The organism is Polyangium fumosum (genome assembly GCF_005144585.1).
Taxonomy (GTDB): Bacteria; Myxococcota_A; Polyangia; order Polyangiales; family Polyangiaceae; genus Polyangium; species Polyangium fumosum.
The window spans coordinates 195,979-209,939 of sequence record NZ_SSMQ01000005.1 but is presented as its reverse complement, the minus strand read 5'-3'; the positions used below and the strand labels follow the sequence as shown (position 1 = coordinate 209,939).

Genomic DNA, 13,961 nt, shown 5'->3' with positions numbered 1-13,961 from the left:
AGGCCATCCTTGATTCACCCGCCAGGTCTTGTCCTCCAAACCCGGCCTCCTGTAGAGTCGGAGCGCTGCGCGTGGGAGCGGGACGATTTGCATGAAAAAGACCGGAACGACAAAGACGACGGCCCAAACGACGGCGCCGAAGAAAACGACAGCGAAGGCGACCCCCGTGGGGGAAGCGCCCATCGTCGCGTTCGAGCATCCGCGCGCGTGGTCGACCTGGCTCGCCTCGAACCACGCGTCGTCGCGCGGCGTGTGGCTCAAGCTCGCGAAGAAGGCTTCCGGCGTCGCGTCGGTCACCTATCCGGAGGCGCTCGAAGTCGCGCTCGTCTGGGGCTGGATCGACGGGCAGAAGAAGAGCTTCGACGAGGGGGCGTGGCTCCAGAAGTTCACGCCGCGCGGACCCAAGAGCATCTGGTCGAAGATCAATCGCGAGAAGGCGCTGGCCCTCATCGCGTCCGGGCAGATGCAGCCGTCGGGCCTCGCGGAGGTCGCGCGCGCGAAACGAGACGGCCGCTGGGACCAGGCCTATGATTCTCCGAGCCGCGCGACCGTACCTCCCGATCTCTCGGACGCCCTGGCGAAAAACCCTCGCGCCGCCGCGTTCTTCGCAACGCTCAACGCGACGAACCGTTACGCCGTCCTGTTCCGCATCCAGACTGCGAAGAAAGCCGAGACGCGTCAGAAGCGCATCACGCAATTCGTCGAGATGCTGGCGAAGCACGAAAAGCTCCACCCCTGAGGCGCCTTCGGGCCGCGGCGGTGCGGAAGGCCCGAAAACGATGTCGATTCACCGGGACCGCTTGCGGCGCGACCGGATCGCGAGAAGTGCCGGTGCCACGAGCAGGAGCCAGGCACCTTGCGCGGCGCCATTCGTCGTCGAGAGCGAGCATCCCGAGTCGTTCACCGGATGGATGTTCACCGGATCGCCACCCGTGCCGCCATTGCTGCCGCCGTTGCCGCCGCTCCCCCCATTGCCGCCTGCACCCGTGGACGAGCCCGCGCCCGCGTCGTCGGGGACACCCGCGTCCATTTCCACCGGCGCGGGCGGCACGTACGTGCTCCCTGCGGAGACGATCGTCACGACGAACCGCACCTTCGTGGGCATGTACTGTGCGGCCGTCTCGGCACCGACGTTGTCCGCCGACGGCTTCCCGTTCTGCGTGTCCTTCAGGATGAGCGCAATTTTTCCCGACCCGAGGCTCCAGTCGACGGCGGTGCCGGGCGGCGACCAGAAATCCGAGAACTTCGTCGCCCAGTCGTAGACGCCCACGGTCGTGTAGGCGGGCGCCTGCCCGACGCATGCATACGTCGGCTGCGCCTCGAAGCAGGCCTGGAAACGCGTGGGCGTCTCCGTCGGCTTCGTGTAGACCTCGAGGTGCATGTGCGCCGTGCTCGTGGTGTAATCGATCGGGCTCTTCCAGTTCGAGGGCGATCCGGCGCGCGGCTCGACGCGGTAATGGGAGTCCGGCATGTCGGCCGTGTGCTCGTACGTCTCGTCGACCACGACGAACTGCTCGGCCGCCGCGAGCGAGCTCCAGCACGACACGAGCGCCGCGGCCGCGAGGAAAATGCCTGCACGCCGAGGCGCACGCAAAATCGAACCAACGCTTCTGTTTTGCATGATTCGAGGCTATCCGATCTCCCGGTGGGCGTCGAGCGGAGCGAGCGCGCGCGTCAAGGTGGCGGCGTCGACCTCGGCGAGGGGGCTCGTATTCTGACCGGCCCAGAGAGGCGAGAAATCTCCGCTGCCATTGCGCTCGGCCCGGGCGCGCAAGGGCGCAACGGCGGCGACTGCCCACGGAAATGGCGGCGCGTCCGGGCTCATGGGGCCGAGCTCGCGCATGAGCCGATTCACGATTCCGCGCGCGGGCCTCCCCGAAAACAGGTTCGTGAGGGCGGTGTGATGGCGCGCGGCGCTCGTCAGGGCGGCGCGATGCACGGCGCTCGTATCGGTCTCGGGGCAGAGGAGATAAGCGGTCCCGATCTGCACGCCGGCCGCGCCGAGCGCCATCGCCGCCCGGACGCCGCGGGCATCGGCGATGCCGCCGGCCGCGATCACCGGGACCTTCACTGCGTCGACGATCTGCGGCAGGAGCGCGAACGTGCCCATTTGCTCGGTGAGGTCCGATCGGAGGAAGTGGCCGCGGTGTCCGCCCGCTTCGAGGCCTTGGGCGATGATCACGTCCGCGCCGTGGGCTTCGAGCCAGCGCGCCTCTTCCACGGTCGTGGCCGACGAGAGAACCTTGGCGCCCCAACCTTTGACCCGCGCCAGCAAATCGGCCGCTGGCAATCCAAAGTGGAAACTGACCACGGGCGGCGCGAATTCGGCGACGATGTCGGCGACGTCGTGCGTGAACGGCGCGCGCCCAGCGCCCGCGGGCGCGAGGTTCGGGTCGAGGCCGAGCTCCTCGTAATACGGCGCGAGTTTTTCCCGGAAGCGGGCCTCCTCGGCGGGGCTCGGCGTGACCTGTGTGTGGCAGAAAAAGTTCACGTTGAAGGGCCGGCTCGTCCCGCTGCGGAGGGCTTCGAGCTCGCGGCGCAACGCGTCGGGGCCGAGCGTCGCGCAGGGGAGGGCGCCGAGCCCGCCCGCATTGGAGACGGCGATGGCGAGCCGGCTCCCCTGGGCGCCGGCCATGGGGGCCTGGAGAATGTCGAGCTCGATTCCCAGCAAATCGCGGATGCGCATGGTTCCCCTTCCGTGTTCCCTCAACCCTTGGGCTCGTCCGGCGAGCATACCTGGAGTGCTTCGAGTGGCTTTGGCTCGGGCTTTTTCTTGGGCACGTCCCCGCGTTCGCAATCTGGGCGTCGGGTCTGTGCTTGGAGGTCGCGGGGGCGCGGGGCGAGCGGCTCGATGGTAGGCCGACCAGCGCTCCTCGAGAAGCCTCCCGGCGCCGCGGGATCGTTCGAGGCGGTCACCCTACCTCGATCCCTCTAGGCGGCCGCGCGTCGAGCAGGTACCGTATCCTCGACCTCGACCTCCGAGGTCGCTCCCCACGCGCGATCTCGCTCCCCGACATGACCTCCAAGCAACCCCAAGGCGGCACATCGCAGGCGGACCGGGCGGCCCAGGACCGCGCACGCGGCCTGATCGATCGCGTGATCTCGGATCGGTACCGCATCCGTGAGCTCATCGCGATGGGCGGGATGGGCGCGGTCTACCGCGGCGAGCATCTGCTGCTGAAGAAGCGCATCGCGATCAAGATCCTCCACCCGGAGACGGAAAACCTCCCGGAGCTCGTCAAGCGTTTCGAGCGAGAGGCGATCGCCGGCGCGCACATCCAGCACCCGAACGTCGCGAGCGCGACCGATTTCGGCAAGCTGCCGGACGGGAGCTACTTCCTCGTCCTCGAGTACGTCAAGGGCAAGACGCTCAATCAGCTCTTGCAAGACGGCCCGCTCCCGCCGCGCCGCGCCGCGCGCCTGACGCGGCAGCTCGCCTCGGCCCTCGACGCGATCCACCGCCTCGACATCGTCCACCGCGACCTCAAGCCCCGCAACATCATGATCGTCGACGGTCCGGCTGAGACCGTGAAGATCATCGATCTCGGCCTCGCGAAGGTGAAGGTCAACGAGCTCTCCGCGGGCGACAGGGAGCGGCAAGACTCGCGCGCCTCGATCGGCGACGAAGACGAGTACGGCACCCTGACCGTGGCCGGCACGATCTTCGGTACGATCGCGTATCTCTCGCCGGAGGCCGCCGACGGCATGGACGCGGTGGACGCGCGCAGCGATCTGTATGCGCTCGGCCTGATGTTCTACGAGATGCTCTCGGGCAAACACCCGTTCACAGCGGTGAACCCCGTCGAGCTCTTCATGCAGCACCGCTTCCAGCCGCCCCCGGCGATCTCCGACCGTTGCCCGGGCGTGACGGTGCCGGCGCCCCTCGAAGCCGTTGTGCGGAAGCTGCTCGAAAAGCAGCCGGACAATCGATATCAGTCGGGGTTCGAGCTCGCGGGAGCCATCGACGAGGCATTGCGGGAGATGGGCCCTCCAGCCGAAGGCGAGGACGACGTGGCCCCGATGAGCGAAGGGTATGACGGCGAGCCGAGCATGCGCACGTCGGTCCCCTCGATGCGGCCGCCCGTGCCGTCGCAAAGGCCGCCCGCGCTGACATCGTCGCAAAAGCCGCCGGCGCCGTCGCAAAGGCCGGCCGCGCCGACGTTGCCCTCGGAAGGCACGGACGCGCCCGTGTCGAAGCCGGCGGCGTCCATGCCGAAGCCGATTCTGCCATTGGCGCAGCCGCTGCCCGACGAACCGGTAAAGGAAAGGGTGGTCGAGCCGCCGGCGACCGACGCGATCGAACTCACGGAGTCGCCGACGTCGCCCGCTCGAAAGAAGAAGTCGAAGGCGTCCACCGTGCTCACCATCGTGGTGGGCGTGGCGCTCGGTTGCGGCGCGGCGTATGCGGCCCTCGTGATGCAAAAGCAGAATGCGACGACGCCGGTCGCGCCGCAAGCGACGGTGACAGCGACGGCCGCGCCCAAGCCGACCGCGTCCGCAGCCACGCCGGCGCCGTCGGCGATCGAGGCCGCCCCCGCGGCGATGGCGTCGGCCGCGCCCGAGCCCTCGGCATCCGCGGCGGTCCCCGCGTCCACGATGTCGGCGGAGGCCATCGACGGCGCGAAGAGGAAATTCAAGGACGCATTCCGGTACCAGGACTGGAGGGGCGCGAGCCGCGTGGTGATCGATCTCGGCAAAGGCGCGCCCGAGGCGTTCAAGGATCGCGAGTTCTCGCAGCTCGTGCAGGGCCTCGCCATTCAGCTCTCGCGGGAGAACGCGGACGCGGAGCTCCTCGAGTTCTTCGCGAACGACCTCGGGAGCGACGGGCTCGACATGCTCTACGCGTTCGTCGAGGGACAAGGAAAAGCGCCGATCGCCGTGGCCTCCGGAAAACTCCTGCAGGACGAGACGCGGCTCACGAAGGCGTCGCCGGCGATGCGCATCGCGCTCGACTTGCGGACTGCCCCGTGCGTGGACAAACTCACCCTGCTCGACCGCGCGCAAAAGGACGGCGACTTCCGCGCGCGCCTCGTGCTGGAGACGCTCGGGCGCGCGTGTTTTCCTCAGAACCCGAACATCGAAAAGGTCATTTACGACCTCCGGACGCGGTTCCCGAGGCGGTGACGGTCATTTCTCGGAGGTGACCAAAAGCTCGGGGTCGATCCGGACCTCGAAGAAGTTCATGCGCCAATCGAGGTGCGCCCCGTTCGTGCGGCCGGTCATCCCCACGCGCGCGACGGTCTGACCCTGTTTCACCTCGTCCCCCACCTTGGCGGCGAAGCCGTTCAGGTGGATGAAGGTCGACGTCAAACCCTGCCCGTGGTCGATGATGAGCGTATCGCCGCTCAGCGGGAGGTTTTTCTCGGCGAACACCACCGTCCCGCAGGCCGGCGCGCGCACCGGCGTCCCGGTGGGCACGGCGATATCGACGCCCCAGTGGATCCCGCCGTCCGTGCCATTGAGCACGCGCGGCTGCCCGTACCGCGAGGTGACCTTTCCCTTCGAGGGCCAGATGAACGGCTCCTTGAAGCAGGTCTTTTTCGTGTACTTCTTGCGAACCGCGTCGAGCTTTTGCTCGGCCTGCGTGAGCTTGACCCGCGTGGGCATGTCGAGCTCGACCATGTCCTTCGGCAGGTTGTCGATCTTGTCGGTCTCGAACGTGCGTTGTTCCACGTCGAACACACGTTCGAGCACCTGACCGTCCTCGAACGTGATGGTGATCTTCTCCTGCTTCGGGGCGTTGCGCCCGAACGCGATCAAGAAGTCTCCTTCGTCGCTGACGATGGCCCGATGCCCGGGGAACGCCATTTTGCCCAATTTCCCGTCGAGCTTCGCGCGGAGGAGCCCGCCTTGCACGGCGCGCCCTTCGAGCGTGAGGCGGCTCGGATCGGCGAGCGGGGCGGCGTCCTTTGCGCCTGCGTCCGAAGGTTCGGCGCTCGCCGCGGCCGGGGCCGCAGAAGGAGCCGCGCTCGCGCTGGCCGTGGGCGCTGCGGCGGCGGGCTCGGTCGAGGCGGACGGGGGTGTCCAGACAACCGGCGCGGCCGCGCTGGGAGGCGGCGCTGCCGTCGAATCTGCGGGCGATCCCGAAGGACCACCGCGCTCGCATGCCGTGAGGGCGAGGGTGCAGGCGAGGAGAGCGGTGATTCGCATGAGGGCATCGTGCCAGAGCCCGTGGACGGGCACGAGGCGAGAGCACGACGCCTGCGCCTCCTGTCCGGGGCGTTATGGCAAAAGAAGGAAAAATATTCAATCGCGGTGAAACCGCTGCCGTGAGCGCTCCCGCGCTTTTTCGGCCTCGACCTCGCGATCGCGTGGCTCCGCCGTCGTGGAGAGGGATTGCATCAGCGCGCGCGCCGCGGCGGTGACGTCTTCCACGGCTTGTTCGAATGCCGCCTCGTTGGCCCGCGACGGCTTGTTGAAGCCGCTCAGCTTGCGGACGAACTGCAGCGACGCCGCGCGGATCTCCTCCTCGGTGGCGGGGGGCTCGAAGTTGAACAGGGTCTTGATGTTCCGGCACATGGTGATCTCCAGGGTCAATCCGTACGAACCGACGCGCCCTTGCAGGTGGCAGCGCGTTCGAGCAGGAGCGCGCGCTCGCGCGTGTTGCGCGTGAGGGACGCGGCGCGCTCGAACTCCACGCGCGCCTCGGCGTCGCGGCCGAGCTTGGCGAGCAGGTCGCCGCGGACGCTCGGCAAGAGGTGGTAGCTCGCGAGCGAGGGCTCCGAGACCAGCGCGTCCACGAGCACGAGCCCCGCGGCCGGGCCGAACGCCATGGAGAACGCGACGGCGCGGTTCAGGTCGACCACGGGCGAGTTCGTGAGATCGGCGAGCGCCGTGTACAGCGCCGCGATGCGCTTCCAGTCCGTCTCCTCCGCCGTCCGCGCGCGCGCATGGCAGGCAGCGATCGCGGCTTGCAGCGTGTACGGCCCCAGCGCGCCTCCGAGCGCCTCGGCGCGCGCGAGGGCCGTGAGACCCCGACGGATCAAGAGGTGGTCCCAGCGCGCGCGGTTCTGATCGAGCAGCAGGATCGGCTCGCCCTTCGGACCGACCCTCGCCCGCGCGCGCGAGGCCTGGATCTCCATGAGCGCGACGAGCCCGTGGACCTCCGGCTCCTTCGGCAGCAGCTCGGCCAGGATGCGGCCGAGGCGCAGCGCGTCCTCGCAGAGCGCCGGCCGCATCCAGTCGTCCCCGGCCGTCGCCGAATACCCCTCGTTGAAGACCAGGTAAATCACCTGGAGCACCGACGACAAACGGGCGCCGAGCGCCTCGCCGCGCGGGACTTCGAACGGCACCTTCGCTTCGGCGAGGGTGCGTTTGGCGCGCACGATCCGCTGCGCCACGGTCGGCTCCGGCACCAGGAACGCGCGCGCGATCTCCTCGGTCGTCAATCCGCCGAGCAAGCGGAGCGTGAGCGCGACACGCGCCTCGGTCGACAGCACCGGGTGACAGGCCGTGAACACGAGGCGCAAGAGATCGTCGCCCACGTCCTCGTCGATCGCGGCTTCGAGGTCGGGCACGGCCGCGTGTCGATCGGCCTCGATCGCGTGGCCGATCTCCTCGTGCTTGCGCTCGATCCTCTTGCTCCGCCGCACGAGATCGATCGCGCGGTGCTTCGCGGTGGCCATGAGCCAGGCGCCCGGGTTCTCCGGGATGCCCGCTTCTGGCCACCGCTCCAGCGCGGCGACGAGCGCGTCTTGTGCGAGCTCCTCGGCGAGGCCGACGTCGCGCACGATGCGCGCGAGCCCTGCGATGAGCTTGGCCGAGTCGATCCGGAAGACTGCGTCGATCGCTCGGTGCGTAGCGGAGGCCGTCACGGCCCCCGATCAGAGCATCTTCTTCCGCCCGCGCAAGGGTTTGTCCCGTTACTTCTTCCCTTCGACCTGGGCGCGCAGGCGCTCCTCCGCCGCTCGGAGCTCGCCCGTGGGATCACTCGGCGCGAAGTCCTCCGTGGCGAACACCTGCCGGATCTCGACCTCGCTCTCCTCGAGCATGGGGTTCGGCATGCGCTTGACCCACTCGATGGCCTCTTCCTTCGATCGCACCTGCCAAAGCCAGAAGCCCGCGAGCAGCTCCTTGGTCTCGGCGAAGGGCCCGTCGATCACGGTCCTGTTGTTCCCCGAGAACCGGACGCGCGCGCCCTTCGAGCTCGGGTGCAGCCCCTCGCCCGCGAGCATCACGCCGGCCTTCACGAGCTCCTCGTTGTACTTCCCCATCGCGGCGAGCATCTCCTCGCTGGGAAGAACGCCGGTCTCGCTGTCCTTGGTGGCCTTGACCAGAATCATGAACTTCATCGTCGTTTCTCCTTCTTGCCTTCAGCGATACGTCGAACGAGCGTCGTTCGGATCGACAAGCCCCTCTACTTTTTTTTCCAGAACGTCCGCAGCCACGTCGGGGCGGCCTTCTCGACGATGGCCATCATCTCCGGCGGAATGTCCTCCGCGCCCGTCATGGGCAAAATGGTGAGGATGTCGTCGTGGCCGATCCCCGTGGGGCAGCGCAGGGCCCATTCGATCGCCTCCTCGCGGCTGTTCACGTCGATCAGGTAAAACCCGCCGACGAGCTCCTTCGACTCCACGAACGGACCGTCGAGCACGACGCGTTTGCCGCCCTTGTTCGCCACGCGCGCGCCTTCCTGGGCCGGGTTCAAGCCCTCGGACGCGACGAGCACGCCGGCCTTCGTCATGTCTTCGTTGAACTTCATGTAGGCGGCGATGAGCTCGTCGCTCGGCGGGGCTCCCTCGGTCTTCGGGGCGTTCGGGTCGGGGGCGGCGCAGATCATGAATCGCATGGTTTGTCTCCTTGTTTCGTGGCTGGGTCGGACGGGGCTCCCCGACCGGGCTTCATGGTCACGACGAACCAGGGCAGGCCAGATCGACACACCTCCAACATTTTCTTTCGTCGGGTACAACACTTCAACGTTTGCCAAACTATTTCTTGACAACCCCGGTCCGAAGTCGATACTTAGGCACGTGCTTAACCAAAGCGCGTCCCTCGATCGTATGTTTCAGGCGCTCGCGGACCCGACCCGTCGGGTCATGATCGAGCGCTTGAGCCGCGGACCGGCCTCGGTGAGTGAGCTCGCCGGTCCGCTGTCCATGTCGCTTCCGGCCGTGATGCAGCACCTGCAAGTGCTGGAGACGAGCGGCCTCGTGCGCTCGGAGAAGGCCGGGCGGGTTCGCACGTGTCGGCTCGAACCCGCGGCGCTGCGGGCGGCCGAGCAATGGATCGCCGAGCGACGCGCGAGCTGGGAGCGATGCTTCGACCGCCTCGGCGATTACCTCGCCGAGCATCCTGACGAACCCGAATCGAAGGAATGAATCATGACCGAACGATCTGTCACGCATACGACGTTTGTTATCGAGCGGTTTTTCCAGGTCTCGCCGGCGCGGGTGTTCGCCGCCTGGTCGACGGCGGAACAGAAGCGCAAGTGGTTCGGCTGCCACGAGGGCGCAACCCACGAGCTGGATTTCCGCGTCGGAGGCCACGAGATGTATCGAGGCGGCCCGAAAGGCGGCCCGATCTACATGAATGAGACGCGTTTTCAGGACATCGTTCCGAACCAGCGAATCGTCTACACGTACGACATGCACCGCGACGAGACGCGGATCTCGGTGTCGCTCGTGACGATCGAGCTCAAGGCCGAGGGCAAAGGGACGCGGCTGGTTTTCACCGAGCAGGGCGCGTTCCTCGACGGACACGACGCGCCGGAGGGGCGCGAGCACGGGACGAAGGTCGTCCTCGACAAACTCGTCGAGGGGCTCGAGCGCGAGGCGCACGCCGCCGCTTGACGGGGCGCGGGCGGCGCGGTCGAGGCGCGTGGTGATCGCGATCGGTCAGGCGCGCCTGCCCTCCTGATCGCGACCACCCGGCCCAAGCGAGAACGCTCGGAAAAACAAGCGTTTTGGGGATGGCATGACCTTCGCTCCTCCGGGCCTGCGTGCGTCCTTGCCCCCGCACACCCGGTGCCATGCCTCGACCCATGCCCCCGTCCGTCAACTACCACCTGTGGAAGCCGTGCAACATGCGGTGCCGTCATTGTTTTGCGACCTTCGACGACATCGCAGCGACGGATCTGCCCCGCGGCCATTTGCCTCGCGCCGCGTCCATCCGCGTCGTGGAGCTCCTCGCAGAACGATTCCGCAAGATCACGTTTGCCGGGGGCGAGCCAACGCTTTGCCCTTGGCTCCCGGAGCTCATCGAGGTCGCGAAGGAGCGCGGGGCCGTGACCATGCTCGTCACGAACGGCACCCGCCTGAAGAACGAGGTCCTCGCGTCGCTCCAGGGGCGGCTCGATTGGCTCACGTTGAGCATCGACAGCGTGTCCGAGGAGACACACGTGGCCCTCGGGCGCGCCGTGCGGGGCAGCGCCATTCCCACCACGAGGTACATCGAGATGACCGAGCAGGCCCGCGCGCTGGGCATGCGTATCAAGGTGAACACCGTGGTCACGGCGCTTCAGGCCGACGAGGACATGTCCGATTTGATCCTCGCCCTCCGCCCGGAGCGATGGAAGGTCTTGCGCGTGCTGCCGATCGACGGCCAGAACTCTGGGCGCGTCGAGCCGCTTCTGTGCACCGCGGAGGCCTTTGGTGCGTTCGTCGCGCGGCACGAGCGCGTGCAGGCGCGCGGCGTCGCCCTCGTGCCCGAGGACCACGAGGACATCCTCGGCAGTTATGCCATGGTGGATCCCGCCGGCCGTTTCTTCGATGACATGGACAGCGTGCACCATTACGGCCGCCCGATCCTGGACGTCGGCCTGGACGCGGCCTGGGACAGCGTTCGTTTTTCGCTCGTCCGGTTCCAGGGGCGCGGGGGAGATTATGCCTTTTGAGGCGTCATCCCTCTTCGGCGATTTTGCGCAGGAGCCGCAAGAGCCTCGCCCGGTCCACCCCGAGCCTCCGCGCTGCTTCGGACTTGTTTCCTTTGCACTCGGCGAGCACACGATTGACGAGGTCGCGTGAGAGCGGTCGCGCGCCGACGTCCCCCGCCGCTACGCCCAGGAATTCGGAGACGGCGCGCAGGGTGAGCCCGCCGCTCGGCTCCATGTAGGTCACGAGGAGGTCGAGGTCGCGCACATTGGCGCGGAAGGGCGCGAGCATCAACCGCTCCAGCGCTTCCACCTCCACCCGTCGCGGGTCGAGCGTCACCCCGCGCCTTTGAAAAAGATGTTCCACAATGGCAAACAGGTCTTCAGGTCGCTCGCGGAGCGGTGGGATTTCGATGCGCGCCAGAAACCTCGCGTACAGGTCCCGCCGGAAGGTCCCGGCGTCGATCATGTCCTCGATGTCGCGGTTCGTCGCGGCGACGAGGTGGACGTCCACCTTGACTGGCCTGCTCTCGCCGACGGGCAAGACCTCCCGGTTCTCCAGGAGGCGAAGCATCTTTGGCTGCAATTCGGGCGCGAGCTCGCCGAGCTCGTCCAGAAACACCGTGCCGCGCGCGTGGGCGCGCAGGATGCCCTCGCCGCCGTCCGCGCTGCCCGAGAACGAGCCCTTTTTCCAGCCAAACAGGTGCGCCTCGAAGACCGTGGCCGGCATGGCGGCGACGTTCACGGCGGCGAAGGGTTTGCCCGCGCGGCCGAGCGCGCGCGTGACCTGCTCGGCCAGCAGCTCCTTGCCCGTCCCCGTCTCGCCCAGGATGAGCACGTTGGGCACGGGCCGATGGGTGAGCCGCGCGAGGTCTCTGCGGATGTTTTGCAATCCGAAGGGCCCGACGAGCGTCCCGAGCGGCGTCTCCGGGGCAAGCGGACCTTCGAATCGTTCCCGGAAGACGAGGATCGTGCGGCCGATCCGCACGACGGCGCCGTCCTCGAGCGGCACGGCCTCTCGTGGGCGAAGCGCGTGGCCGCCGATGAACGTCCCATTGCGGGAGCCGAGGTCCTCGACGTGAATGCGTCCTCCGGGCCGCGAGAATCGAAGGTGCTTGCTCGAGACCTCCCCGTCGATCACGCCGCGCTCGGCGAGGAAGGCGCGGCCCAAAGGTTCACTCGGGCCCGGCAGCGGAAAGGCGGCGGGCGTGGGGAACGCGGCGAGCAGGATGGGCTCACCGCTCGGACCGTCGTCCCGCGCCGGCGGTCGATGCTCTTCCGTGGTGGTCTGGCTCATGGCGATGGATCGTCGAGGTAAAACGCGACGGGGATCTGCCTGTCGCCAATCCGGAACTCCGTCCCGACACACAGCGCGGAGGTCAGGAGTCCTTTCGGGTGAAAGATGTGGTTCCCGTGGGCGACCGTCTCGCCGCGCGAATCCTTGATCGTGATCTCCAGGCCCGGCTTGTGCGAGAGCTGGCCGGCCGTCACGGAGAGACGTCGTTCCCGTGCGATCGTCCCGTTTCGCGAAGCGTCTGCGCCTTGAGCGGCGGCGATACATTGCTCTTCGCTTCGGGGATCGTCCGCGCGGCGGAAGCAGACCGAGAGGTCCGCCTGTCCGCCGTTGAGATGGGCAAGCCGCAGCAGGAACGGCCGATCGAGAGGCAACATCTCTGCGCAGCGTCCGGGGACATAGGGCCGGCCCGAGCTGCATTTGGCGCATTGCTCGGGTTTTTTCTCGCACCACGTCCCGCGCGTGTCCTGCTTCGTGGTGTTGCAAGCGAGTCCGCCGCAGCAGACGCCGGCGCGGTCTTGCTCGACGGTGTTCGGGGGCGACGACGACGGCACGAGCGCCGTCCCGCTGGGGTTCGGCGTCGGCAGCGACAGCAGCGGCACGTCGTCCGCAGCGAATTTCTCGGGCGGCTTCAGGTAAATGGCCCCCGCGAGGAGCGCGATTGCTCCTGCCAGCGCGTACATCGCGCCCCGCGCCCCGCGCCCCGAGGGTTCGTCCCGACGCACGCGGGCCGACGAATGCCGCGGCGCGGGCATCGGAGCCGTCCTCGCGGCCGGGGCCATGGGCTCCGTGCGCGGGACGAACGGTGCCGGGGCCGGCGCGTGGGGCTCGGTGCGTGAGGGAAGGGCGCCGGACGGCGCGCGCCGGCTCGGCGGAGGCGCGCCCGTCTTCAGCACCGACGCGAGCGCGGCGCCGTGCTCCGGGCGATCCTCCGGCCCGAGCGAGAGGCACGCCGCGATGGCCGTGCCCCACGGCCCGGACAAACTCGGGCTCGGCCAGGGCCTCCGCCCCGCCTCGATGTCCGCGTACCTCTGCGCCATGGCCTCGAACGAGGCCGAAGGGCCGAGGCCTGCGGGGTGCGTGCCCCAGAGCAGCTCCCACGCGATGACGCCGAACGCGAACATGTCGCGCGCGCAGCTCTCCTCGGCTGCTGCGCGTCGGCTCGGGCGCGGGCGGAACAGCTCGGGCGCGAGATACCGCACGGTCCCGATCACGCCGCCGACCGCCGTCAAGCGCTGCGGATTGCCGATCGGAACGGCGATCCCGAAATCGATGACCTTCACCGCTCCGGGCTGGTGCGGGGTCTCCCAGAACGCGTCCGTCACGAGCACGTTCGCCGGCTTCAGATCGCGGTGCGCGAGTCCGGCCGCGTGCACGTACGCGAGCACGTCGACCACCTGCACGAGCGCAGCGAACCGATGCCCTTTGGACATCCGCCGATCGTGCATCGCTGCGTCGAGCGTCGAGCCCTGAACGAGGTCGAGCACGACCCCGACGAGGCCCTTGTCGAGATCCTCGAACAACGCGTGGCACGCGCAGAGCCCCGGGTGATCGAGCGCCGCGAGGATCTTCGCCTCGCGTCGGGCGCGCGCGAACGCCGCCTGCCCCGCCTCCGAGAGGTGAACGAGCTTCAAGGCTCGCGTGGCCCCTTCGTCCAGGGGATCGACCACCTGCCACACCGCCCCCTGTCCACCTTCCCCAAGGGGCCGGATCAGCGTGTAGCGATCGACACGGTCACCCGGACGCAAATCCACGTACTGCCGGTTACACCATTCAGCCGAGGGAGGGAAGGCGGAAGGCGGGGCGAGCGCGGCGTTTGTCTGCGACGACGCCTGGGTCTGGCGGACGCGATGGGAAGAT

At 68.2% G+C, this 13,961-nt stretch carries 14 protein-coding genes; 5 read left to right on the top strand and 9 right to left on the bottom strand.

Features of this window, described 5'->3' with window-relative positions; genetic code table 11:
- The first annotated feature begins 91 nt into the window (after positions 1-91).
- Positions 92-739 (top strand): YdeI/OmpD-associated family protein, encoded by a 648-nt coding sequence (locus tag E8A74_RS07175; RefSeq protein ID WP_136928173.1) that lies wholly within the window; start codon positions 92-94, stop codon positions 737-739.
- Positions 740-787: 48 nt separating this feature from the next.
- Here the strand turns inward: E8A74_RS07175 and E8A74_RS07170 are convergent, their stop codons facing one another.
- Entirely contained in the window at positions 788-1,621 is an 834-nt protein-coding gene (locus E8A74_RS07170; protein ID WP_136928172.1) for a hypothetical protein, read from the bottom strand.
- A 9-nt stretch (positions 1,622-1,630) separates the two neighbouring features.
- Positions 1,631-2,686, bottom strand: coding sequence for an NAD(P)H-dependent flavin oxidoreductase (locus tag E8A74_RS07165; protein WP_136928171.1), 1,056 nt, complete (start codon positions 2,684-2,686; stop codon positions 1,631-1,633).
- 329 nt (positions 2,687-3,015) lie between these two features.
- Here E8A74_RS07165 and E8A74_RS51960 point away from each other — a divergent pair, with 329 nt between their 5' ends.
- Positions 3,016-5,124, top strand: coding sequence for a serine/threonine protein kinase (locus tag E8A74_RS51960; RefSeq protein ID WP_170228923.1), 2,109 nt, complete (start codon positions 3,016-3,018; stop codon positions 5,122-5,124).
- Positions 5,125-5,127: 3 nt separating this feature from the next.
- Here E8A74_RS51960 and E8A74_RS07155 read toward each other — a convergent pair whose 3' ends face one another.
- From E8A74_RS07155 to E8A74_RS07135, 5 genes are all read right to left on the bottom strand, one after another.
- Complete coding sequence (locus tag E8A74_RS07155) at positions 5,128-6,150, bottom strand: M23 family metallopeptidase (RefSeq protein WP_136928170.1); 1,023 nt, start codon at positions 6,148-6,150, stop codon at positions 5,128-5,130.
- 96 nt (positions 6,151-6,246) lie between these two features.
- Positions 6,247-6,519 carry a DUF2277 domain-containing protein gene (locus tag E8A74_RS07150; protein WP_136928169.1) on the bottom strand — a complete coding sequence of 91 codons (273 nt, stop codon included), beginning with the start codon at positions 6,517-6,519 and terminating at the stop codon, positions 6,247-6,249.
- Positions 6,520-6,533: 14 nt separating this feature from the next.
- Positions 6,534-7,814 carry an RNA polymerase sigma factor gene (locus tag E8A74_RS07145; RefSeq protein ID WP_136928168.1) on the bottom strand — a complete coding sequence of 427 codons (1,281 nt, stop codon included), beginning with the start codon at positions 7,812-7,814 and terminating at the stop codon, positions 6,534-6,536.
- A 48-nt stretch (positions 7,815-7,862) separates the two neighbouring features.
- A complete protein-coding gene (locus tag E8A74_RS07140; protein ID WP_136928167.1) occupies positions 7,863-8,291 on the bottom strand; it encodes a YciI family protein in 429 nt (142 codons plus the stop codon).
- 65 nt (positions 8,292-8,356) lie between these two features.
- Positions 8,357-8,788: a YciI family protein gene (locus E8A74_RS07135; protein WP_136928166.1), complete on the bottom strand. Its 432-nt coding sequence runs from the start codon at positions 8,786-8,788 to the stop codon at positions 8,357-8,359.
- A 181-nt stretch (positions 8,789-8,969) separates the two neighbouring features.
- Here E8A74_RS07135 and E8A74_RS07130 point away from each other — a divergent pair, with 181 nt between their 5' ends.
- From E8A74_RS07130 to E8A74_RS07120, 3 genes are all read left to right on the top strand, one after another.
- Positions 8,970-9,317 (top strand): ArsR/SmtB family transcription factor, encoded by a 348-nt coding sequence (locus E8A74_RS07130; protein ID WP_136928165.1) that lies wholly within the window; start codon positions 8,970-8,972, stop codon positions 9,315-9,317.
- Between the two features lie 3 nt (positions 9,318-9,320).
- Positions 9,321-9,788: an SRPBCC family protein gene (locus tag E8A74_RS07125; RefSeq protein WP_136928164.1), complete on the top strand. Its 468-nt coding sequence runs from the start codon at positions 9,321-9,323 to the stop codon at positions 9,786-9,788.
- Between the two features lie 191 nt (positions 9,789-9,979).
- Positions 9,980-10,831, top strand: coding sequence for a viperin family antiviral radical SAM protein (locus E8A74_RS07120; RefSeq protein ID WP_211365307.1), 852 nt, complete (start codon positions 9,980-9,982; stop codon positions 10,829-10,831).
- Positions 10,832-10,835: 4 nt separating this feature from the next.
- Here E8A74_RS07120 and E8A74_RS07115 read toward each other — a convergent pair whose 3' ends face one another.
- Both E8A74_RS07115 and E8A74_RS07110 read right to left on the bottom strand, forming a co-directional pair.
- Positions 10,836-12,104, bottom strand: a complete 1,269-nt coding sequence (locus E8A74_RS07115; protein WP_170228922.1) for a sigma 54-interacting transcriptional regulator — start codon at positions 12,102-12,104, stop codon at positions 10,836-10,838.
- Positions 12,101-13,855 (bottom strand): serine/threonine-protein kinase, encoded by a 1,755-nt coding sequence (locus E8A74_RS07110; RefSeq protein WP_170228921.1) that lies wholly within the window; start codon positions 13,853-13,855, stop codon positions 12,101-12,103. Before E8A74_RS07110 ends, E8A74_RS07115 begins: the two co-directional genes overlap by 4 nt.
- Between the last annotated feature and the right edge of the window lie 106 nt (positions 13,856-13,961).